Here is a 22,215-nt window from a genome sequence, read left to right as displayed (position 1 = left end):
CAACACGCGGTGCGCGCCGGGGAATGCGTGTGCCGTCCGGGGATGACAGACAGGGGGCGTGCCCGCCAGGGCACGCAGGCATGGTGCATCAAGGGAGGGGGATGCAATGGCATTGCTGCACGCCAAGACGGCTGCTGGCCGTCAGGAAATCGAAGACCGTGGCCGGCGTCTGCCGGCGGCATTGCGATCGATCCTGCTGATGGTCGACGGCCATCGCGACGATACCGAACTGCGCGGCCTGTTCGAAGGCCTGCGCGCACCGCACGATGCGCTGGAGCAGCTGGCAGCGCAGGGCCTGATCGAGGTGATCGGTGGCAGCGCCGAGACGGTGCCGATGCGCGGCATCAGCAGCGGCCGCGAACAGGACCCGGCGTTGTACCAGCAGCTGTACGAGGCGATGAGCGACGCCGTGCGGCGTCATCTCGGCCTGAAGGGCTATTTCATGCAGTTGAAGATCGAGCGCTGTACCGACGCGCAGGCGCTGGAACGCCTGTGCCCGGAACTGCTGGCTGCCGTGGGCAAGGCACGCAGCCCGGCGCTGGCGCAGCGCTGGTGGCAGGAAACCCAGGCGGCGATGGCGATCGACGGTGGCCAGGTCGTGCAGGCCTGAGCCAGCGCGTAAAGTGACCGGTTCACTTTCCCACAAGGAGTCCCGCGTGCAGGACGACCACCATGACAGCGACACCCCGGGCTGGGACGCGATCAACGCCGCGCTGGCGCCGCTGTACGCCGGCCAGGAACCGCGCCATTTCGGCACCGCGCTGCCGTACACGCTGGGTGGCCAGGATCCACTGGACGGCATCAGTGTGTACTGGTCGGATGCGCCGCTGCCGCACTGGCACTACATCACCTACGGATTCTCCGAGCTGTACACCAAGGAAAGCAGTGACGCTGCCGCCAGCGGCTATGGATTTGAACTGACCTTCCGTCTGGCCGCCGCAGCCGATGAACGCGCCGACGGCACGCCGCCGGTGTGGCCGATGAACCTGTTGCAGAACCTGGCGCGCTACGTGTTCGGCAGTGGCAATGTGTTCGAGGATGGCCACCATCTGGATGCCAACGGCCCGATTGCGCTGGAGACCGACACGCGGCTGCGCCATCTGGCCTTCATCGCCGACCCGCAGTTGCCGGCGCGCGACACCGCCAATGGCCACCTGCAGTTCCTGCAGCTGGTCGGGCTGACCGACGAAGAGATGGCGGCGGTCAAGCGCTGGTCCACGCGCGGCGTGCTGCAGGCGCTGCAGCCGGCGATGCCGCTGTGGATCACCGATCTGCACCGCGGCAACCTGCTGGAGGATCCGGTATTGGCCGCACGCGTGCGTGCCGGGAGCGAGCAGGAGGGCTCCAGCACCGGCATGTTGTTCATCGAGACCCTGGACTGGCGCCAGCAGGAGGGCGTGACCACGCTGGTGCTGGGCGCAGGGCAGGTGCCCAGTGTCTGCGAGCTGCTGCCGTTGCGCCTGCGCCATGGCATGTCGCTGGAACTGGTGAGCCGCCAGCGGCAGTGGGAGTTCAGCCCCGGCGCCGAGGGCGCAAGCGGCGAGCTGGGGCCGCACAGCGCGCGCTGGCCGTTGGACGAGCACGGGCTGCAGGCGCTGGCCGAGGTGCGTGCCGAGCGTGGCATCTACCCACTGGGCGCTGCACTACAGATCGAAGTGGTGCCGACCCTGTTGCGTGACGCTCAGGGTGAGGTGATCCGCCAGATCGGCTGACCACGCCGATCGCAGCGGTGGGGGCAGAGCCGCCTGCGGTGCAGGCGGATCCGACCCCGGGGGTGCCTCAGGCCAGGCCTTCGGCCTTCAGCGCGGCCTGCACGCCGGCATCGGCGTCCATGCGCGCCTTGTAGGCGGCCAGGTTGTCCAGGCCGGACAGGTCGACCTTGGTGCCGGCGGCCCAGCGCAGGGTGATGTAGAAGTACGGGTCGGCGAAGCTGCGGAAGCCGGCCAGCCACGGCTTGTCGGCCAGCTGCCGGTCGGCGGTCTCGAACAGGCCGCGCAGGCGCTTGTGCGCGGCAGCGCGGATGGCGTCGTACTGGCCTTCGTCGGCAATGAACTTGCCCGGCGCGAACAGCGGCGAGAAGGCCGGGTGCACGTCGGAATTGACGAAGGCCAGCCAGCGGGTGGCTTCGGCGCGCTGGCGCGCGCTGCCGTCGCCGCCGAGGCCGGCCTGCGGGAAGCGGTCGGCGATGTAGCCCATGATCGCGGCGTTCTGCAGCAGCACGAAATCGCCGTCGACCAGCGCGGGTACCGCGCCGGCCGGGTTGATCTTGAGGAATTCCGGACCCTTCAGGGTGTCCTTGTTCAGCAGTTCAACCTCGAACGGCTGGCCGGTCCACTGCAGGGCGATGTGGTCGGCGGTGGAACAGGCACCGGGCTTGCTGTACAGCTTCATGGGAACTCCAGGTGATGCGGGCGGGAAACGCCCACTATCCCAGAGCCTGGCGGCGGGCGGCAACGCTGCCGCCGGCACGGATCGTTACGACTGTCGCGGCTTGAGGTTCTGCACCTTATAGAAGGTGTGATCGCCGATGGTGGCCACCTGGTAGGCATTGCGCCAGTTCGGGCTGGCGATGGACAGCGCGGCGAAATGGCTGGCACCGGGCACGATCTCGCGGCGCTCGCCGGCCGGCAGCGCCCAGTTGCGCTCGGCGTCGAAGGCGACGTTCATCGCCTCGCTCCAGGCCGCGTCATTGCCCAGCTGGGTGCCGGGGGAAACGATGGTCGGTGCGAACTGCTTGCGCGCGGTGACCACCTGGCACATCGAGTCGCCCCACAGGCCGCTGTCGAGGCGGCGCAGGGCGACCTCGGCGACGGCCTGCTGGCCGCGCAGGGTCTGGTCGCGGGCTTCCAGGTACACGGTGGTGCTCAAACACAGTGAATCGGCGGCCGGCTGCGGCAACAACTGCGACAGCCAGAGAATCCAGGCCAGTTTCATATAACTCCTTGCTCCGTATGGGCCGCACTCTCCGGTTCCGGCCGCAGGGGCGACGGGAAGCGGGGCACGACTTGGCGTCATGGGGAGGCGGCCATCGGGGCCGCCCCGTGGGCAGCCCCAAAAGAAACGATCAGTACCGATCGAGGGGGCTGCGCCGGCTCACCGGAAACTGGCTGGTGAGCGGAAAGATGGCGCAAGGTAGGGGGGCATAGCCGAACGCATCGTGAACCGCTCGGCTTGACATTCAGCTTCAACAGCGGTGACGGAAATCACATTCCGTCCCCCATTCAGGTGCTCATCAGAGCGCGGCGGCGACCCGGCTGCCCTGGTCGATGGCGCGTTTCGCATCGAGTTCGGCGGCCACATCAGCACCACCGATCAGCTGCGCATTGATGCCGGCCGCCTGCAGTTCGGCCTGCAGCGCGCGGTTCGGTTCCTGCCCGGCGCAGATCACCACGTGGTCGACCGGCAACAGTTGTTCGCTGCCCTCCACGCGGATGCGCAGGCCTTCGTCGTCCACGCCCAGGTACTCGACGCCACCGAGCATGCGCACGCCCTTGGCCTTCAGCGTGGCCCGGTGGATCCAGCCGGTGGTCTTGCCCAGCCGCGCGCCGGGCTTGCCCGGGCTGCGCTGCAGCAGCCACAGCCGTCGCGGCGATGCCTCGGCCTGCGGTTTTGCCAGCGAGCCACGCGCTTCGAAGCTGGCGTCCACGCCCCATTCGGCCATCCAGCGCTGCGGGTCCAGCGACGGCGACTGGCCGGCGTGGCTGAGGAATTCGCCGACGTCGAAGCCGATGCCACCGGCGCCGATGATCGCCGCATTGGCGCCCACCTCGACCCGGCCCAGCAGCACGTCCAGGTAGCTCACCACCTTGGCATGGTCGGCGCCGGGGAAGTCGACCTTGCGCGGGGTGATGCCGGTGGCCAGCACCACCTCGTCGAATCCGGCCAGGCTGGCCGCGTCGGCACGGGTGCCCAGGCGCAGCTGCACGCCGGTTTCAGCCAGCTTGTGGCGGAAGTAGCGCAGGGTTTCGTGGAACTCTTCCTTGCCGGGGATTCGTTTGGCCACGTTGAACTGGCCACCGATCTCCTCGTTGGCATCGAACAGGGTGACCCGGTGGCCGCGCTCGGCGGCCACCGTGGCGCAGGCCAGCCCGGCCGGACCGGCGCCGACCACGGCGATCTTCTTCGGCGCGGGGGTGGGGCGGTAGACCAGCTCGGTCTCGTGCGCGGCGCGCGGGTTGACCAGGCAGCTGGCCAGCTTGTTCTCGAACACGTGGTCCAGGCAGGCCTGGTTGCAGGCGATGCAGGTGTTGATCGCCTCGGCGCGGCCGGCGCGGGCCTTGTTGGGCCACTGCGGGTCGGCCAGCAGCGGGCGCGCCAGCGACACCATGTCGGCGCCGCCGTCGGCCAGGATGCGCTCGGCCACCTCGGGCATGTTGATGCGGTTGGTCGCCACCAGAGGCACCTTCACATGCGGCTTGAGCTTGGCGGTGACCCCGGCGAACGCAGCACGTGGCACCGAGGTGGCGATGGTCGGAATGCGCGCTTCGTGCCAGCCGATGCCGGAGTTGATGATCGTCGCACCGGCGGCCTCGATGGCCTGCGCCTGCTGCACGATCTCTTCCCAGTTGCTGCCGTCTTCCACCAGGTCCACCAGCGAAAGGCGGTAGATGATGATGAAGTCCGGTCCGCAGGCTTCGCGGATGCGGCGCACGATCTCCACCGCAAAGCGCATGCGCTGGCGGGCGTCACCGCCCCAGGCATCGGTGCGTTTGTTGGTGCGCGGGGCGATGAACTCGTTGATGAGGTAGCCCTCCGAGCCCATCACTTCCACGCCGTCGTAGCCGGCCTCGCGGGCCAGCTTCGCGCTGCGTGCATAGTCGGCGATATGGCGCTCGACACCCCCGGCCGACAGTGCGCGCGGGGTGAACGGGTTGATCGGCGCCTTCAGCTTCGACGGCGCCACCGACAGTGGATGGTAGGCATAGCGGCCGGCATGCAGCAGCTGCAGGCAGATCTTCGCGCCGTGCTGGTGCGCGGCGGCGGTCAGCTGCCGGTGCGGGCGCACTTCCCATGGCCAGGACAGCTTGCCGCCGAACGGCTTCAGCCAGCCCACCACGTTCGGCGCGAATCCGCCGGTGACGATCAGGCCGACGCCGCCTGCGGCGCGCTCGGCGAAGTAGGCTGCCAGGCGCGGGAAATCACGGGCGCGGTCTTCCAGCCCGGTATGCATCGAGCCCATCAGGACGCGGTTGCGCAGCTGGGTGAAGCCCAGGTCCAGCGGGGCGAACAGGTTCGGGTAGGCGGCTTCGTTGGCTGGCGACATGATCGATACGCTTGCGTACGGAAGCGCGAAGCGTGCCGGGAAACGGCCGCCGGGGCAAGGGCCGCGGGGGTAGTGCCGGCCGTTGGCCGACATTCCAGTCAGCTCAGGGCGATTGCGGTTGCCGACCAGCGGTCGGCACCACCGGCAGCGGCCGGCCGATCCCGAACCAGCCCAGGGTCACCCCGCACAGCGGGCCGATCAGCAGGGCAAAGACCAAAGTGCCGATGCCGACGTTGCCGCCCAGCCACCAGCCCAGCAGCAGCACGCTGCCTTCGATCAGGCTGCGCACCTTCCAGATCGGCCAACCGGTGCGGGCATGCAGCCCGGTCATCAGGCCGTCGCGCGGGCCAGGGCCCAGGCGCGCGCCGATGTACAGGCCGGTGGCCAGCGCGACCAGCAGCATACCGGTGCAGAACAGTGCCAACTGCCAGCCCAGGCCATCCGCTGGCGGCAGCAGCCACAGGCCGAACTGCGCCGAGGGACCGATCAGCAGCACATTGAGAACCGTGCCCACCCCCGGCTTCTGCCGCAGCGGCCACCACAGCAGCAGTACCAGCGCACCGATCACGTTGGTCGCCAGGCCGAACGACAGCGGCGTCTGCGCGGCGATGCCCTGCGACAGTACATCCCAGGGCGCTACGCCGATCGCTGCACGGATCATCAGCGAGGCGCCGAACCCGTACAGGAACAGGCCGGTGATCAGTTGCAGCAGGCGCAGGGGCAGGGCGGTGGGCATGGCGGGCTCGGGGGGAGGGGGGTCTGTTTCCAACGTAGATCCGAATCAGCCGTCAGCATAGATACAGATGCTGGCCAATCCGCTGCCACAGGCAGAATCTGTAGAGCCGAGCCCATGCTCGGCTGCGTTGCCTGGCATCCTCAGCCGAGCATGGGCTCGGCTCTACATGACGCTTCAGTCATTCCCAGCCGGCCAGCGCCAGCTTGCCCACCGTGCGTCCGCTGGCCAGGCGCTGATGGGCGATGTCCAGGTTGGCGGCGTTGATCGTGCCCAGCGTCTCGCTGAGCGTGCCGCGCAGCTGTCCGGCGTCGATCATGCTGGCCGCGCGGCTGAGGATGCGGTGCTGTTCGATGCGGTCGGCGGTGGCAAAGCGCGCACGCGCGAACATGAATTCCCAGTGGATGCCGATGCACTTGGCCTTGTACGGATCACCGATCCGCAGCGCGCCGCGGGGTTCGACGATCAGGCCGACATGGCCCTGCGGTGCCAGCAGCTGGCCCAGCTCATCCCAGTAGTGGTCGGTGTCGGCCAGGTTCAGCGCGACCTGCACCTCGGCGATGCCCAGCGCCTGCAGCTGGGGGTGCAGGCGCTGCCGATGATCGATCACATGGCGGGCGCCCATCTGCCGGCACCAGTCGACCGATGCGTCACGCGAGGCGGTGGCGATCACCTCGAAGCCCGCATGGCGGGCGAGCTGGATCGCCATCGATCCCACACCGCCGGCCCCGCCGATCACCAGCAGGTGCTGCCCGGCATGACGACGGTCATCGAGCTGCAGGGGCATGCGCTGGAACAGCAGTTCCCAGGCGGTGAGCGTGGTCAGCGGCAGTGCGGCAGCCTCGGCAAAATCCAGCGTAGTGGGCTTGCGAGCCACCAGCCGTTCGTCCACCCGTTGGTACTGCGCGTTGCAGCCCGGTCGGGTGACATCCCCGGCGTAATAGACCTCGTCTCCCGAGGCGAACAGGGTGACCTCATCACCGATCGCCTCGACCACGCCGGCGGCGTCCCAGCCCAGCACGCGCGGGGTGTCGAGTGTGGCCGGATCGGTGGCGGCACGCTGCTTGCCATCGACCGGATTGACCGACACCGCTTCGACCCGGATCAGCAGGTCGCGGCCACCCGGCGGCAGCGGCGGAGGCAGATGGACATCGTGCAGGAGGGGGGCGGATTCACGACTCAGGGCGACAGCTTTCATTGCGGCTCCGGCTGGGTGCGTCCCCTCATCATAAGGTTCCTCACGTTTGCCGAAATGCGCTGAACACGGTCATCCGTGGTGTTGCGCAGTATGTCTTTTTTCGCACTTAAACTCCGTCAAACCCTTGCAGAGTGAGGGTCTTGCGGATTTTCATCATCCTGTATAGGGTTTCAACGTCGGACCGGTGGACGGTCGGGCGCAACACTTCACATGTTACGGGACTGTTAACATGACCTTCACCCGCCTGAGCATAATGTTCGCGGCGGTGGCGTGCTGAATCGGCTGTCGAGCTTCGACGCAGTAGTGCTGGCCCATGCCTCTACCGGTTTCATACCCCCGAAATAGGAGCTGTACTCAATGAACAAGAAGATCCTTACTGCAGCGCTGCTGGGCGGCCTGGCTTTTGCCCAGGCAGCTTCTGCGCAGGAGTTCGATGACCGCTGGTACCTGACCGGTTCGGCCGGCTTCAACTTCCAGGACAGCGACCGTCTGACCAATGACGCTCCGTTCGTGACCCTGGGCCTGGGTAAGTTCATCAGCCCGAACTGGTCGCTGGACGGTGAGCTGAACTACCAGAACCCGAACTTCGACAGCAACCAGGACCTGAACTGGTCGCAGTACGGCATCTCGCTGGACCTGCGTCGCCACTTCATCAAGGAAGGCCGCGGCTGGAACCCGTACATCGTCGGTGGCCTGGGCTACCAGAAGTCGGAAGAAGAGTACGCCGCGCTGGACAACAACGGTCCGCGTGAGCGCAAGGACGGCAACGTTGCCGCCAAGCTGGGCGTCGGCCTGCAGACCACCTTCGACAAGCGCGTTGCTGTCCGCGCCGAAGTGGCCTACCGCGCTGACTTCGACGACCAGAGCGTTGCCGCCCGCAACGAAAGCTGGTTCGGCGACGTGCTGGCTTCGGTCGGCGTCGTGATCCCGCTGGGCCCGGCTCCGGTCGCGGCTGCTCCGGCTCCGGCTCCGGTTGCCCCGAGCTGCGCCGACCTGGACGACGACGGTGACGGCGTCAACAACTGCGACGACAAGTGCCCGAACTCGCAGCCGGGTCAGACCATCGGTCCGGACGGTTGCCCGGTGCCGGTCTCCATCGACCTGAAGGGCGTGAACTTCGACTTCGACAAGTCGAACCTGCGTCCGGACGCCGTGGCGATCCTGAGCGAAGCCACCGAGATCCTGAAGCGTTACCCGGATCTGCGCGTTGAAGTTGCCGGTCACACCGACTCGAAGGGTACCGACGCTTACAACCAGAAGCTGTCGGAGCGTCGCGCCACCGCCGTGTACAACTACCTGACCAAGAACGGCGTTGACGCCGGTCGCCTGGTCGGCCCGATCGGCTACGGCGAGAGCCGTCCGATTGCTCCGAACACCAACCCGGATGGTTCGGACAACCCGGAAGGTCGCGCCAAGAACCGTCGTACCGAGCTGAACGTCCAGAACTAAGTTCTGACGCTCTGCCCGTAAGACACTGCAGGACCCGGCTTCGGCCGGGTCTTGTTGTTTGTGCGGCCCGGATGCTGGCCGCACGCCGATCGGGCAGACCGTTCGTCGGCAATTTGTCCATGAAACCAATGAGTTGGCGTATTCATTGAAAGTGGCGCTTGAAAGCTGTCGCGGCATTGCTACACTCGCCGCGTCACTTCCTTCCGTGGATGCCCCTCATGCTGCGCTCTGCATCGGCCGCCGTCCTGGCGCTGGCCCTGGTTCCCGCCGCCCATGCTGCGGTTGATTGCTCGGTCAACACCAGCGCTACGCCGCTGCCGTTGCCGGCCACGACCATCGCACCGGTGGCCGACGAGCTGTACATCCGTGGCAATCAGCTGGGCATGCCGGCCGGCGTGCTGAGCAGCAGCTATGACCCCTCGCAGTCGCTGGACCAGGTGCTGCAGCGTCTGCGCATCGATGGTTGCCAGAACATCGCCAAGGCCATCCCGAGCGCACCGGCGGTGAAGCCGAACGATCCGGCGGCGTACAAGCCGCAGACCGAATTCGACAACACGCCCTGGCGCTTTGACATGAGCCAGAACGGCAAGCGCATGACCGCCGAGGAGTTCGACGCCTGGATGAAGGCGCGCGGCGTGCGTGTGGTCAAGGCGCGTCCGGCACCGGCGGCCGCCCCGGCCGCCGCCGAAGCACCGGCTGAGACCAAGCCGGGCGAGAAGAAGTAAGGCGCGCGGGGAGCAGAGGCTTGCGCACGCGCCGCCCCCCTGCTGCCCCCGCTGCCCGCTCCCACGCACCGCGTGGGCGTGCGACGCCCGCTGCCATGCCGGCCGGTGTCCGTCATGGCCTGGCGCGTGTGTTGTCCAAGGCCGGTGTGTGCTCGCGCAGCGAGGCCGCGCGCTGGATCGCCGATGGCCGCGTACGCGTGTCCGGCCGCATCGTGCGCGATCCGGAATTCCCGATTGGCCAGCCGGCGCCGCCGATCGAGGTCGACGGCCAGCCGATGGGCGCGCCGCAGCGTTTGTACCTGATGCTCAACAAGCCGCGCGGGGTGGTGACCACCGCGCAGGACGAGCGTGGGCGCGACACCGTGTACCGCTGTTTCGATGGTGCCGGTCTACCCTGGATCGCCCCGGTCGGACGCCTGGACAAGGCCAGCGAAGGGTTGCTGCTGTTCAGCAACGACCCGCAATGGGCGGCGCGGCTGACCGACCCGCAGACCGGGCCGGACAAGACCTACCACGTGCAGGTCGACCATCTGCCCGATGAGGCGACGCTGGCGGCCCTGCAGGCCGGCGTGCAGGACGATGGCGAGTTCCTGGTGGCCCAGGCCGTGCGCGTGCTGCGCAGCGGCGACAAGACTGCGTGGCTGGAGGTGGTCCTCGACGAGGGCCGCAACCGCCACATCCGCCGCCTGCTGGCGGCCTTCGACCTGCAGGTGCTGCGCCTGGTCCGGGTCGCGATCGGCGGGCTGGCGCTCGGTGATCTCGGCAAGGGCCAATGGCGGGTGTTGCAGGTCAGCGACCAGCAGCGGCTGGGGGCCGCTGCAGCGGGCTGATCATCGCCCGCGGCCGGCAGCTGCCGGCCACCGTTCCAGGCGTAGGGGGCGCCTGGTTTTCGATCTACTTGAACGGAGCGTGCCCATGTACCTGACCCTCAACCGAACCCTGCGCTGCGCCGGCCTGCTGTTGCCGATCGCATTGCTGGCCGCCTGTGGCGGCCACAAGAAGGTGGCCAAGGCGGAAACGCCGGCCGAGACCCCGGTGGTGGAAGTGAAGACCCCGGAGCTGGATGGTCGCGGCAGTTACCGCTTCATGATGAGCAACGGCGACCAGAAGATGACCGCCGACCAGTTCGATGCCTGGATGAAGGCCAACGGCATCCGCGTGGCCAAGGGCAACGCGCAGGATGCTGCCGCCAAGCCGGTGGTGGTGGCCAGCAAGGACGAGCCGAAGGGCAAGAAGAAAAAGAAATGACGTCGACAGGTGCCGACCCTGGCCGGCACGCCACCCGGCTCTGGTAGGTGCCGACCTTGGTCGGCACGTTCTGCCTGGTGGGGTCAGAGCCCTTTCCTGCGGAAAGGGATCCGACCCCTGACCTGATCAGGCCTTGATCACGCCCAGCTCGACGCCGATGCGGGTGAACGCATCGATCGCGCGATCCAGATGCTCGCGGCTGTGCGCCGCGCTGATCTGGGTGCGGATGCGCGCCTGACCCTTGGGTACCACCGGGAAGAAGAAGCCGATCGCATAGATGCCTTCTTCCAGCAGGCGCTCGGCGAACTTCTGCGCCAGCGGGGCGTCGTACAGCATCACCGGGCTGATCGGGTGCACGCCGGGCTTCACGTCGAAGCCGGCCGCGGTCATCTTCTCGCGGAAGTAGGCGGTGTTCTCGGCCAGCGTGCTGCGCAGGTCATCGGCGGCGGCCAGCATTTCGAACGCCTTGATGCCGGCGGCGACCACGTGCGGCGGCAGCGAGTTGGAGAACAGGTACGGGCGCGAGCGCTGGCGCAGCAGCTCGATCACCTCGGCGCTGGCGCAGGTGAATCCGCCCAGCGCGCCGCCCATGGCCTTGCCCAGGGTGCCGGTGATGATGTCGATCTTCTCCAGCACGCCCTTGACCTCGGCCGAGCCGCGGCCGGTGGCGCCGAGGAAGCCGGTGGCATGGCACTCATCGATATGCACCAGCGCGTTGTACTTCTTCGCCAGCGCGGTGATCTCGTCCAGCGGGGCGATGAAGCCGTCCATCGAGAACACGCCGTCGGTGGTGATCAGCTTGGTCTTGCAGCCGGCGGCGTCGGCGGCCTGCAGCTGCGCCTCCAGGTCGGCCATGTCGCAGTTGGCATAGCGGAATCGCTTGGCCTTGCACAGGCGCACGCCATCGATGATCGAGGCGTGGTTCAGCGCATCGGAGATGATCGCGTCGTTCTCGCCGAGCAGCGGTTCGAACAGGCCGCCGTTGGCATCGAAGCAGGCCGCATACAAGATGGTGTCCTGCTTGCCGAAGAAATCGGCGATCTGCTTTTCCAGCTGCTTGTGCAGGTCCTGGGTGCCGCAGATGAAGCGCACCGAGGCCATGCCGAAGCCGTGGCTGTCCAGCGCATCCTTGGCCGCCTGGATCAGGTCCGGGTGGTCGGCCAGGCCCAGGTAGTTGTTGGCGCAGAAATTCAGCACCGTGCGGCCGTCGTCGAGGGTGATCTCGGCGGACTGCGGGCTGGTGATGATCCGCTCGGACTTGAACAGGCCCTGGGCGCGGATGGCGTCCAGTTCGTCTGCATAGTGGCGGGTCAGGGCGGAGGAGGCGTCGGTCATGGCGTGGGCACGGCTCAGCACGGGAAACCGCCGATTCTACCGGGCATCGGTGACCCCGGACCGGGTGATCGGCGGCGCCGCCATGGCCGGCACATGTTGCATCGCAATAGCAAACGGGTTAAAAATTCGTGAACCGGACCTGTCTGGCTCCGGTTCCCGCATCCGCCTTCCACGCCACCGCCCCCACCGGAGACGCCCATGAAGCACGCCCGTGCCTGCCTCGCCATTGCCGCCGCCCTGACCCTTGCGCCGTTCGCGGCCAGCGCCCAGGACAACGAATCGCCGTACAGCTGGAACGTCACCGCCGTGTCGGACTACCTGTTCCGTGGTGTGTCGCAGACCGATGAGGATCCGACCCTGCAGGCCGGATTCACCTACACCAGCCCGGTTGGCCTGTACGCCGGCGTGTGGGGTTCGGGTGTGGATTTTGGCCCGGGTGACCCGAAGACCGAGGTTGACTACCTGATCGGCTACGGCGTGGACGTCACCGAGCGCGTCAACTTCGACGTGCTGCTGAACCGTTACACCTACCTGAAGTCCAGCCACCAGAACTACAACGAGCTGATCACCACCACCACGCTCGATGACACCTACAAGCTGACGGTGGCCTACACCAACGATGTATGGAACAGCAGCACCGATGGCTGGTACTTCGGCCTGGGCGGCAGTTGGGGCCTGCCGAAGGACTTCACCCTGAATGCCAACGTCGGGCGCAGCACCTTCGAGGACGGCATTGCCAAGGACTACACCGACTGGAACGTCGGCGTCGCCCGCCAGTTCGGCCTGTTCAATGTCGGCCTGGGCTACTACGGCACCGACGGCAACGGCCGCGACAATTCGGGCAAGCTGGCCCACAGCCGCGTCATGCTGAGCGTGGCCGTGGGCAAGTAACCCTTGCTTCGGCAGGGGCCAGGCTTGCCTGGCACGCTTTGCGAAAAAGGCGCCCATCGGGCGCCTTTTTCAGTTCCGCAGCGTTCCTGATCCCGACGTGAGGAGAGCCCCCTTGATGTTCAATGGGGCGCGCCAGCGGCGCGGGGATTGGGAGACATGCGGGGGAATTGACCCCAAGGGTCAATTCCAGCTCAATACCACCTTGCCGGCCTTGCCTTCTTCCATCAGGTCAAAGCCCTTCTGGAACTCGTCGATCGGCAGCTGGTGGGTCATCACCTTGCCGAGCGGGAAACCGGACAGCACCAGCTGGGTCATCTTGTACCAGGTCTCGTACATCTTGCGGCCGTAGATGCCCTGCACGGTCAGGCCCTTGAAGATGATCTTGTCCCAGTCGCAGCCGGCACCCTTGGGCATGATGCCGAGCATGGCGATCTTGCCGCCGTGGTACATGCAGTCGAGCATGTCGTTGAACGCACGCGGGTTGCCGCTCATTTCCAGGCCCACGTCGAAGCCCTCCATGTGCAGTTCCTTCATCACGTCCTTCAGCGACTGGTTGGCGACGTTGACCACGCGGGTGGCGCCCATGTCGGCGGCCAGCTTCAGGCGGAAGTCGTTGACGTCGGTCACCACCACGTTGCGCGCACCGATGTGCTTGCAGATGCCCGCAGCGATGATGCCGATCGGGCCGGCGCCGGTGATCAGCACGTCTTCGCCGATCACATCGAACTCCAGCGCACAGTGCGCGGCGTTGCCGTACGGATCGAAGAACGCGGCCAGTTCCGACGGAATCTGATCGGGGATCGGCCACAGGTTGCTGGCCGGCATCACCATGTATTCGGCGAACGCGCCGTTGACGTTGACGCCGATGCCGACGGTGTTCGGGCACAGGTGCGGGCGGCCGCCACGGCAGTTGCGGCAATGGCCGCAGACGATGTGGCCTTCGGCCGAGACCCGCTGGCCGATCTCGTAGCCGGTCACCGCCGAGCCGAGCGCGGCGACGCGGCCGACGAACTCGTGGCCGATGGTCAGGCCCGGCTTGATGGTGCGCTGGCTCCACTCGTCCCACAGGTAGATGTGCAGGTCGGTGCCGCAGATCGCGGTCTTCTCCAGCTTGATCAGGACCTCGTTGGGGCCCGGGGTCGGCACCGGAACTTCTTCCAGCCAGATGCCCTTGGCCGCTTCGCGCTTGACCAGGGCCTTCATCGTTTGCTGCGCCATCGGGGTGGAACTCATCAGGGGGAAAGCGCGGATTATAGGGTGCTGCGCGGATTTCCCATGTTGCGCTGCGGGTGCTTTGGCGGAACGAAAGGCGTGCGCCGGCGGGCGTTTCGAACGTCCTGCAAACAGCAGCGCCTCCCTGATCAGGAGGGAGGGGGCGTGGTCACCCTGGCCGGGACACGCAAAAGCCCTTCCATGGTGCTCGATGGCGCCATCCATGGCGCCAACGGTCCCGGCCAGGGTGACCACGCCCCCTCTGGACGATTCCCGTGTGCGCGGCCGACGCGCGTGGCAGAGCAAGAGGTGGCCCATGACTTCCGGGGTTCGGGCCGGGGCAGGGCGGCGGGCTACAATCGAGGGTTCCACTACCAGGGGCCGCTCCATGCGCTCGAACCTGCTTGCATTCTCCATCGTCGCCAGCCTCGGGCTGGCCCAGGTCGCCCATGCCGCTGAAGGCATGTGGGTGCCGCAGCAGCTGCCGGAAATCGCCGGCCCGCTGCAGAAGGCCGGCCTGAAGCTGTCCCCGGAGCAGCTGTCCAACCTGACCGGCGACCCGATGGGCGCGGTCGTTGCCCTCGGCGGCTGCACCGCCAGCTTCGTCTCGCCGCAGGGCCTGGTGGTCACCAACCACCACTGTGCCTATGGCGCCATCCAGCTCAATTCGACCGCGCAGAAGAACCTGATCAAGGACGGCTTCAACGCGCCGAAGCACAGCGATGAACTGAGCGCCGGCCCCAACGCCCGCGTCTACGTGCTGGACCAGATCACCGACGTCACCGCGCAGGCCAAGGCCGCCATTGCCGCGGCCGGCAACGATCCGCTGGCCCGCAGCCGTGCGCTGGATGCCTTCGACAAGGCCCAGGTCGCCGCCTGTGAAGCCGAGGACGGCTTCCGCTGCCGCCTGTACACCTTCTCCGGCGGGAACACCTACCGCCTGTTCCGCAACATGGAAATCAAGGACGTGCGCCTGGTCTACGCGCCCCCGGGCAGCGTCGGCAAGTACGGCGGCGACGTCGACAACTGGATGTGGCCGCGCCACACCGGCGACTTCTCGTTCTACCGCGCCTACGTCGGCAAGGATGGCAAGCCGGCCGCGTTCTCGGCCGACAACGTGCCCTACCAGCCCAAGCACTTCCTGAAGTTCACCGACCAGCCGCTGGGCGCCGGTGACTTCGTGATGGTGGCTGGCTATCCGGGCCGTACCAACCGCTACGCACTGGCCGGCGAGTTCAATGAAACCGCCAACTGGACCTACCCGACCATTGCCAAGCACTACAACGCGGTACTGAAGATGATCGACGAGGCCGGCAAGGCCGACGCCGACGTCAAGGTGAAGTACGCCGCCACCGCCGCCAGCATGAACAACGTGGCCAAGAACTATTCGGGCCAGCTGGAAGGCTTCAAGCGCATCGACGCCGCAGGCCAGAAGCAGGCCGAGGAAGCGGCCGTGCTGGCCTGGCTGAAGAAGCAGGGCGCCGCCGGCAAGCCGGCCCTGGCCGCGCACGCGCAGCTGGTCAAGCACCTGGACACCAGCAAGGCCACCCGTGAGCGTGACCTGTTCGTCGGCCAGTTCAACAACACCCAGGCGGTCAGCGCCGCCATCGGCCTGTACCGCCTGTCGATCGAGCGTGCCAAGCCGGATGCCGAGCGTGAAGTCGGCTACCAGCAGCGCGACCTGCCGACCCTGGAAGGCGGTCTGAAGCAGATGGATCGCCGCTACGTGGCGAAGATGGACCAGCAGCTGCAGACCTACTGGCTGGACCAGTACGTCGCCCTGCCGGCCGCGCAGCGCAACAACGAGGTGCTGAACAGCTGGCTGGGCGGCAGCGATGCCAACGCGGTCAAGGCGCTGGTCAGCAAGCTGTCGGGCACCGAGCTGGGCAGCCTGGACGCGCGCCTGAAGTGGTTCAAGGCCGACCGCGCCGCGTTCGAGGCCAGCAGCGATCCGGCCATCCAGTACGCGGTGGCGGTCATGCCCTCGCTGCTGAAGCAGGAAGAGCAGAAGAAGATCCGCGAAGGTGAATCGCTGACCGCCCGTCCGCTGTACCTGCAGGCACTGGCCGACTACAAGAAGAGCCAGGGCGAGTTCGTCTACCCCGATGCCAACCTGTCGCTGCGCATCACCTTCGGCAACGTGATGGGCTATGAGCCCAAGGACGGCGTGGCCTACACCCCGTTCACCACGCTGGAAGGCATCGTTGCCAAGGACACCGGCGTGGATCCGTTCGATGCGCCCAAGGCGCTGCTCGATGCGGTCAAGGCCAAGCGTTACGGCGGCCTGGAAGACAAGCGCATCGGCTCGGTGCCGGTGAACTTCCTGTCCAACCTGGACATCACCGGTGGCAATTCCGGTTCGCCGGTGCTGGACGCCAACGGCAAGCTGGTCGGCCTGGCCTTCGACGGCAACTGGGAATCGGTCAGCTCCAACTGGGTGTTCGACCCGGTGATGACCCGCATGATCTCGGTCGACAGCCGCTACATGCAGTGGATCATGCAGGAAGTGGCGCCGGCGCCGCAGCTGCTGAAGGAACTGAACCTGGTGAAATGATCCGTTTGCGGTCGCTGGCGGTCCATCCACGCATGGCGTGGATCTACCGGCCGCCTTCGGCAGCGCCGGGCCATGCCCGGCGGAATCGGTAGGAAACCTGAAACCCCGCGATCGACGTCGCGGGGTTTTTTCATGCCCGGTCCGGCCCAGTGCGCCGAACAGGTATCATCCCTGTTCCGCGTACTTCACAGGATGTGAACGAAACGCGGAAACCTCCTCCCCCCAGGACCCCTTGTTCGCATGCGCATCCTGCTTGCCCGTCACGGTGAAACGCCGTGGAACGCCGAAGGCCGCTACCAGGGCCAGATTGATATTCCGCTTTCGCCGATCGGTGAAGCCCAGGCCCAGGCACTGGGTGCCCGCCTGGCCTCGGTCGACATCACCCGTGCCGTCGCCTCGCCGTTGTCGCGCGCGCAGCGCACCGCGCAGCTGGCGCTGGGCGCCGCCCGTGCCGACATGCTGCTGACCGAGCCGGAACTGCAGGAAATCGCCCACGGCGAATGGGAAGGGTTGCTGGCCAGCGAGATCCACGAGAAGGATCCGTCGCGCCTGCAGGCCTGGCGCGAGGAGCCGGACACTGTGCTGATGCCCGGTGGTGAATCGCTGCGCCTGGTACTGGAACGCAGCTGGCGTGGCCTGGCCCGTGCCACCGAAGGCCTCGGCGAGCACGACACCCTGCTGGTGGTCGCCCACGACGCGGTCAACCGGGTGATCCTGTGCAAGGTGCTGGGCCTGCCGATTTCCCGCCTGTGGACCTTCCGCCAGGCGCCAACCACGCTCAACCTGCTCGAAGGCGCCGACCTGGACAGCCTGGAAGTGGTGCGCCTGAACGACTGCGCCCACCACACGCCGTTCTTCGGTGAAGCCAAGCATCGCGCTCTCTGATCCATCCCCTCGCATCAACTGCTTCTGCTGGAACCGCTGCCGTGACGAACATCCCGACCACCCTGGCCGACTGGCTGGACTACATTGAACGCCAGCACCCGGCGACCATCGACATGGGCCTGGAGCGCGTACGCGCCGTGGCCACGGCGATGGGGCTGGGCGCGCCGGCCAAGCGCACCATCGTGGTCGGTGGCACCAACGGCAAGGGCTCCACGGTGGCCTTCATCGAGGCCATCGCGCGGGCCGCCGGCTGGAAGGTCGGCGCCTACACCTCGCCGCACCTGCTGCGCTACAACGAGCGCGTGCGCATCGACGGCCAGGACGTGGACGATGCTGCGCTGGTGGCCGCTTTCAACACCATCGAGGCCGCCCGCGGTGACACCACGCTGACCTACTTCGAGTACGGCACGCTGGCGGCGCTGCAGCTGTTCGCCGACGCCGGGCTGGACCTGGCAGTGCTGGAAGTGGGGCTCGGCGGCCGCCTGGACGCGGTGAACATCGTCGACGCCGACGTCTCGGTGATCACCACCGTGGACATCGACCATGCCGAGTGGCTGGGCGAAGACCGCGAGACGATCGGGGCCGAGAAGGCCGGCATCATCCGTGGCTGGAAGCCGGTGATCCTCGGCGAGACCGATCCGCCCTCCAGCGTGCTGGCGCGCGCCTACCTGCTGGGGGCCAACGCGATCCGTGGCGGCAGCGATTATTTCTACGAGCCGATCGATGCCCAGCGCTGGCGCTGGCGCGACGTTGGCCTGCGCATGGAGCTGCCGACCCCGGCGATGGCCGGTCCGATCCAGCTGGCCAACGCCGGCGCCGCCGTGGCCGCGCTGCGCGCGCTGGACAAGCCGGTGCCGCGTGCCGCGTGGGCGGCGGGTATCGCGGCGGCGCGCATCGCCGGCCGCCTGCAGGCCTTCGAGCGTGATGGCGTGCAGATCCGCGTCGATGTCGGCCACAACCCGCAGGCTGCCGGCCAGCTGGCCCGTGCACTGAAGGCCGAGGTGTGCAGCGGCCGCACGCTGGCGGTGTACGCCGCGCTGCAGGACAAGGACGCGGTGGGCGTGGTGCAGGCACTGCAGGAGGTGGTGGGGGCGTGGACCCTGGCCGGCCTGGACGGCCCGCGCGGGCAGAGCGCGGGCCAGCTGCAGGATCGGCTGGCCGATACCGCAGCCGCCAGCGCGGCCCTGGCCGGCACCGTCGAGCAGGCGCTGGCGCAGGTGCTGGCGAAGGCCGAGCGGGGCGACCGGGTGCTGGTGTTCGGTTCCTTCCATACCGCCGCCGCTGCCCTGCAATGGCTGCAGGACCCGGCCTGATCCACGTTCAGCCAACGCCGACGCCGCCCGGTCCGGCACCCGTATAATCGACCGCAACCTCCGGACAGTTGCCTGCCTCACGTGGATACGCCTCTGAAACAGCGTCTGATTGGTGCCATCGTGCTGGTGGCACTGGCCGTGATTTTCCTGCCGATGCTGGTCAAGGGACCGGCGCCGGACAGCGGTGTCGCCAATGTGCCGATTGCCGCGCCGGATGCGCCGGCCGATGGCCAGTTCGAAACCCGTGAGCTGCCGCTGGTCGCGCCGGCCGGTGGCGCTACCGGCCTGCAGAGCGGCCAGGCCAGGCCACTGGCCGATGCCGCCGCGCCGGCCACGCCGCCGACGGTGGATACCTCGCCGGCCGTGGCCGCCGGCAACTATGCAGTCACCTTCGGTGCCTACGGCAGCAAGGCCGACGCCGACGCGGTGATCGCCCACCTGCAGCGCTCGCAGCTGCCCGGCTTCAGTGAAACCACCACCCTCAATGGCCGCCAGGCCTGGCGTGTGCGCGTCGGGCCGTATGCCGACCGCGCGCAGGCCGAAGCCGGCCGGCTGCAGGCGGTGAAGATCCGTTCCGACGTGAAGGCCGAGGTCATCACGCTGGATGCGGCCACCGGCAGCACGGCCGCTGCGACCCCGGCGCCGGCCGCGCCGAGCGCCAGCACCCCTGCCGCAGCCACCGCACCGTCGGCCAATGGCAACCCGGTGCGCAGTGAAACCCTGCCGCCGAGCACGACGGCCGCCACCACCGCGCCGGCGGCCAAGCCGGAACCGCCCAAGCCGGCACCGAAACCGGAAGCCCCCAAGCCGGAAGCCACCGCCAGCAAGCCGGCGGCCGCGCCGGTCACCCCGGCCGCACCGGCCGCGGCAGGCGTCGGCTTCGCCGTGCAGCTGGGCGCCTTTGGCCAGGCCAACGATGCCAACGCGTTGCGTGACAAGGTCCGCGCCGCCGGATTCAGCGCCTTCGTCGAACAGGTGCGCACTGAAAAGGGCACCCTGCATCGGGTCCGTGTCGGACCGGTGGCCAACCGTGCCGACGCCGAACAGCTGAAGGCGCAGGTCGCCGCCAAGGTCGGCGTGGCCGGCATGGTCCGCCCGCACCCGTGACCGGACGCGCACTCCGCCGCTGTCGAAGGCAGGAGCGGGTCGCGTGATCGACATCGTGCTGGGCGTGCTGATCGGCGCGTCCGCTCTGTTCGGCTTCATCCGTGGGTTCGTCGGTACGGTGGTGGCGCTGGTGTCCTGGCTGCTGGCCGGCTGGGCGGCGTTCACCTTCGGCAACCAGGCATCCCATTGGTGGGCGGCGCCGCAGTCTCCGGGCAGCGGCCATTACCTGGCCGGCTATCTGGGCGTGTTCGTGGCCACCGTGGTGCTGGTAGGCCTGGTGGGCCTGCTGCTGAAGGCGGTGATCAAACTGACCCTGCTCGGTGGCGTCGATCGTCTGCTGGGCGGGGCGCTGGGTGCGGTCCGCGGTGCGTTCTTCGCCTGCGTCCTGCTGTTGCTGGCCGGCTTCACCACGCTGCCGGGTGAGCCGGCGTGGCAGCAGTCGCAGCTGCGCCCGATGCTGCAACCGGCGGTGGCGTGGATGCAGGCGCAACTGCCACAGCTGGACGAGGTATTGCCGCAGGCGTTGCCGCTGCAGGCCCTGCTGCCGGCGCGGCTGCCCTTGCCTCTGGCCGAGGACGCCCCATCTTCGCAGCAGGTGTTGGGCAAGCCGACGGTGACAGGCGATAATGGCGTTCTCAACCAGGTAGTGGCGGGCGGCGGATGGCCGCGGCCCGTGGACGTGGAGCCGGAGCCCAGGCGGGCCCCCGCACTGCCCAGCAACATCGAGCCGGTGCCCGCGCGCCCGGCCCGGCCCGCGCCTGACGCGGGCGGGATCCCCGGCCAGGCACGGCCATCTTCCTTGTAACTGGGCACAGCCCAGCGGAGACCTCGCACCATGTGTGGCATCGTCGGAATCGTCGGCAACCAGAACGTCGCCGGGCAGTTGTATGACGGCTTGACCGTTCTCCAGCACCGTGGCCAGGACGCGGCAGGCATCGCCACCGCCAACGGCAGTCGCCTGCGGGTGCAGAAGGCCACCGGCCTGGTCCGGGACGTATTCGATGCCCGCACCATGTCCACCCTGGAAGGCAGCGTCGGCATCGCGCACGTGCGCTATCCGACCGCCGGCTCGGAAGGCATGGACGAGGCGCAGCCGTTCTACGTCAATTCGCCCTACGGCATCGCGCTGGCGCACAACGGCAACCTGATCAATACCGAGGCGCTGCGCCAGCAGGTGTTCGAGCAGGACCGCCGCAACGTCAACACCGATTCGGACAGCGAAGTGCTGCTGAACGTGTTCGCCTACGAGCTGGAGCAGCAGCGCCAGCTGAGCCCGGAGGCCGCGATCCGTGCGGTGGCCGGCGTGCACCGTCGCTGCAAGGGCGGCTATGCGGTGGTCAGCGTGGTGCTGGGCCTGGGCCTGGTGGCCTTCCGCGATCCGCACGGCATCCGTCCGCTGGTGCTGGGCAAGCGCAGCCATGCCGAAGGTGATGAGTACATCGTCGCCTCCGAGTCGGCCGCGCTGGACGTGCTGGGCTTCCAGCGCGTGCGTGACGTGCAGCCGGGCGAAGCGCTGGTGATCACCGCGCGTGGCGAACTGTTCTCGGAGATCTGCGCCGAACCGGCCGAGCACACCCCGTGCATCTTCGAGTACGTGTACTTCGCGCGCCCGGATTCGATGATCGACAACGTTTCGGTGCACAAGGCGCGCATGCGCATGGGCATCAAGCTGGGCGAGAAGATCCTGCGCCTGCGCCCGGACCACGACATCGACACCATCATCCCGATTCCGGATACCTCGCGCGACGCCGCGCTGGAGATCTCCAACGTGCTGGGGGTGAAGTACCGCGAAGGCTTCATCAAGAACCGCTACATCGGCCGCACCTTCATCATGCCGGGGCAGGGTGAACGGGTGAAGTCGGTGCGCCGCAAGCTCAACCCGATCCACCTGGAGTTCCGCAACCGCGTGGTGCTGCTGGTGGACGATTCGATCGTGCGCGGAACCACCAGCCAGCAGATCGTGCAGATGGCCCGCGATGCCGGCGCGCGCAAGGTCTACCTGGCCAGCGCCGCGCCGCCGGTGCGGTTCCCGAACATCTACGGCATCGACATGCCGGCCGCCGAAGAGCTGGTCGCGCATAACCGCAGCGTGGAAGAGATCGAAGCCCACCTGGGTTGCGACTGGCTGATCTACCAGGACATCGAGGACATGGAAGCGGCGGTCAGCGAAGGTAATCCAGCGCTGCGCAGCTTCGATTCGTCCTGCTTCAACGGGCATTACCCGACCGGCATCGAGCCGGGCTACTTCGAGCGCATCCAGCAGCTGCGTTCGGACGACGCCAAGCACAAGCGCCGCGCCTGA

General features: G+C 67.7%; 20 protein-coding genes. 13 read left to right on the top strand and 7 right to left on the bottom strand.

The window, feature by feature from the left end; translation table 11 throughout:
• Positions 1-106: 106 nt before the first annotated feature.
• A complete protein-coding gene (locus AC5YGJ_RS02440) occupies positions 107-610 on the top strand; it encodes a hypothetical protein (RefSeq protein WP_496185598.1) in 504 nt (167 codons plus the stop codon).
• 46 nt (positions 611-656) lie between these two features.
• Positions 657-1,712, top strand: coding sequence for a suppressor of fused domain protein (locus tag AC5YGJ_RS02435; protein WP_249841823.1), 1,056 nt, complete (start codon positions 657-659; stop codon positions 1,710-1,712).
• A gap of 67 nt (positions 1,713-1,779) precedes the next feature.
• Here AC5YGJ_RS02435 and AC5YGJ_RS02430 read toward each other — a convergent pair whose 3' ends face one another.
• The 5 genes from AC5YGJ_RS02430 to AC5YGJ_RS02410 form a co-directional block, all read right to left on the bottom strand.
• The gene (locus AC5YGJ_RS02430; RefSeq protein ID WP_249841822.1) at positions 1,780-2,391 is read right to left on the bottom strand and encodes a glutathione S-transferase N-terminal domain-containing protein; all 612 of its coding nucleotides are present in this window, start codon (positions 2,389-2,391) and stop codon (positions 1,780-1,782) included.
• An 84-nt stretch (positions 2,392-2,475) separates the two neighbouring features.
• Positions 2,476-2,934 carry a cell wall hydrolase gene (locus AC5YGJ_RS02425; protein ID WP_004154513.1) on the bottom strand — a complete coding sequence of 153 codons (459 nt, stop codon included), beginning with the start codon at positions 2,932-2,934 and terminating at the stop codon, positions 2,476-2,478.
• Positions 2,935-3,232: 298 nt separating this feature from the next.
• On the bottom strand, positions 3,233-5,263 hold the full coding sequence (locus AC5YGJ_RS02420) for an FAD-dependent oxidoreductase (protein WP_496185597.1): 2,031 nt from the start codon (positions 5,261-5,263) through the stop codon (positions 3,233-3,235).
• 103 nt (positions 5,264-5,366) lie between these two features.
• Positions 5,367-5,999, bottom strand: a complete 633-nt coding sequence (yczE, locus tag AC5YGJ_RS02415) for a membrane protein YczE (protein WP_249841820.1) — start codon at positions 5,997-5,999, stop codon at positions 5,367-5,369.
• A gap of 178 nt (positions 6,000-6,177) precedes the next feature.
• Positions 6,178-7,194: a zinc-binding alcohol dehydrogenase family protein gene (locus AC5YGJ_RS02410; RefSeq protein WP_496185596.1), complete on the bottom strand. Its 1,017-nt coding sequence runs from the start codon at positions 7,192-7,194 to the stop codon at positions 6,178-6,180.
• Positions 7,195-7,551: 357 nt separating this feature from the next.
• On the opposite strand from AC5YGJ_RS02410, the gene AC5YGJ_RS02405 reads away from it, so the two are divergent.
• The 4 genes from AC5YGJ_RS02405 to AC5YGJ_RS02390 all read left to right on the top strand — a co-directional run bounded on the left by AC5YGJ_RS02405 (position 7,552) and on the right by AC5YGJ_RS02390 (position 10,616).
• Entirely contained in the window at positions 7,552-8,643 is a 1,092-nt protein-coding gene (locus tag AC5YGJ_RS02405; protein ID WP_107229974.1) for an OmpA family protein, read from the top strand.
• 218 nt (positions 8,644-8,861) lie between these two features.
• The gene (locus AC5YGJ_RS02400) at positions 8,862-9,368 is read left to right on the top strand and encodes a hypothetical protein (protein ID WP_249841818.1); all 507 of its coding nucleotides are present in this window, start codon (positions 8,862-8,864) and stop codon (positions 9,366-9,368) included.
• A 20-nt stretch (positions 9,369-9,388) separates the two neighbouring features.
• Positions 9,389-10,198: a pseudouridine synthase gene (locus tag AC5YGJ_RS02395; RefSeq protein WP_423172551.1), complete on the top strand. Its 810-nt coding sequence runs from the start codon at positions 9,389-9,391 to the stop codon at positions 10,196-10,198.
• Between the two features lie 85 nt (positions 10,199-10,283).
• A complete protein-coding gene (locus AC5YGJ_RS02390; protein WP_107229977.1) occupies positions 10,284-10,616 on the top strand; it encodes a hypothetical protein in 333 nt (110 codons plus the stop codon).
• 126 nt (positions 10,617-10,742) lie between these two features.
• Here the strand turns inward: AC5YGJ_RS02390 and kbl are convergent, their stop codons facing one another.
• Positions 10,743-11,951 (bottom strand): glycine C-acetyltransferase, encoded by a 1,209-nt coding sequence (gene kbl / locus AC5YGJ_RS02385; RefSeq protein WP_249841816.1) that lies wholly within the window; start codon positions 11,949-11,951, stop codon positions 10,743-10,745.
• A gap of 198 nt (positions 11,952-12,149) precedes the next feature.
• Here kbl and AC5YGJ_RS02380 point away from each other — a divergent pair, with 198 nt between their 5' ends.
• Entirely contained in the window at positions 12,150-12,842 is a 693-nt protein-coding gene (locus AC5YGJ_RS02380) for a TorF family putative porin (RefSeq protein WP_106551236.1), read from the top strand.
• Between the two features lie 180 nt (positions 12,843-13,022).
• On the opposite strand, the gene tdh is transcribed toward AC5YGJ_RS02380, so the two are convergent.
• Positions 13,023-14,045, bottom strand: coding sequence for an L-threonine 3-dehydrogenase (tdh, locus tag AC5YGJ_RS02375; RefSeq protein ID WP_249844903.1), 1,023 nt, complete (start codon positions 14,043-14,045; stop codon positions 13,023-13,025).
• A gap of 397 nt (positions 14,046-14,442) precedes the next feature.
• Between tdh and AC5YGJ_RS02370 the strand changes: the two genes are divergently transcribed.
• From AC5YGJ_RS02370 to purF, 6 genes are all read left to right on the top strand, one after another.
• Positions 14,443-16,608, top strand: a complete 2,166-nt coding sequence (locus tag AC5YGJ_RS02370) for a S46 family peptidase (RefSeq protein WP_309333411.1) — start codon at positions 14,443-14,445, stop codon at positions 16,606-16,608.
• Between the two features lie 240 nt (positions 16,609-16,848).
• The gene (locus tag AC5YGJ_RS02365) at positions 16,849-17,493 is read left to right on the top strand and encodes a histidine phosphatase family protein (RefSeq protein WP_008268389.1); all 645 of its coding nucleotides are present in this window, start codon (positions 16,849-16,851) and stop codon (positions 17,491-17,493) included.
• 41 nt (positions 17,494-17,534) lie between these two features.
• Positions 17,535-18,806 (top strand): bifunctional tetrahydrofolate synthase/dihydrofolate synthase, encoded by a 1,272-nt coding sequence (gene folC, locus AC5YGJ_RS02360; RefSeq protein WP_496185595.1) that lies wholly within the window; start codon positions 17,535-17,537, stop codon positions 18,804-18,806.
• Positions 18,807-18,887: 81 nt separating this feature from the next.
• Positions 18,888-19,913: an SPOR domain-containing protein gene (locus AC5YGJ_RS02355; RefSeq protein WP_496185594.1), complete on the top strand. Its 1,026-nt coding sequence runs from the start codon at positions 18,888-18,890 to the stop codon at positions 19,911-19,913.
• Between the two features lie 43 nt (positions 19,914-19,956).
• Positions 19,957-20,718, top strand: coding sequence for a CvpA family protein (locus AC5YGJ_RS02350; RefSeq protein ID WP_496185593.1), 762 nt, complete (start codon positions 19,957-19,959; stop codon positions 20,716-20,718).
• A 30-nt stretch (positions 20,719-20,748) separates the two neighbouring features.
• Positions 20,749-22,215: an amidophosphoribosyltransferase gene (purF, locus tag AC5YGJ_RS02345; protein ID WP_057497638.1), complete on the top strand. Its 1,467-nt coding sequence runs from the start codon at positions 20,749-20,751 to the stop codon at positions 22,213-22,215.

It is taken from the genome of Stenotrophomonas sp. CS3K5, from assembly GCF_059515225.1.
Note: the sequence above shows the minus strand (reverse complement) of the source record. Positions and strands in the feature narration are given on the sequence as shown.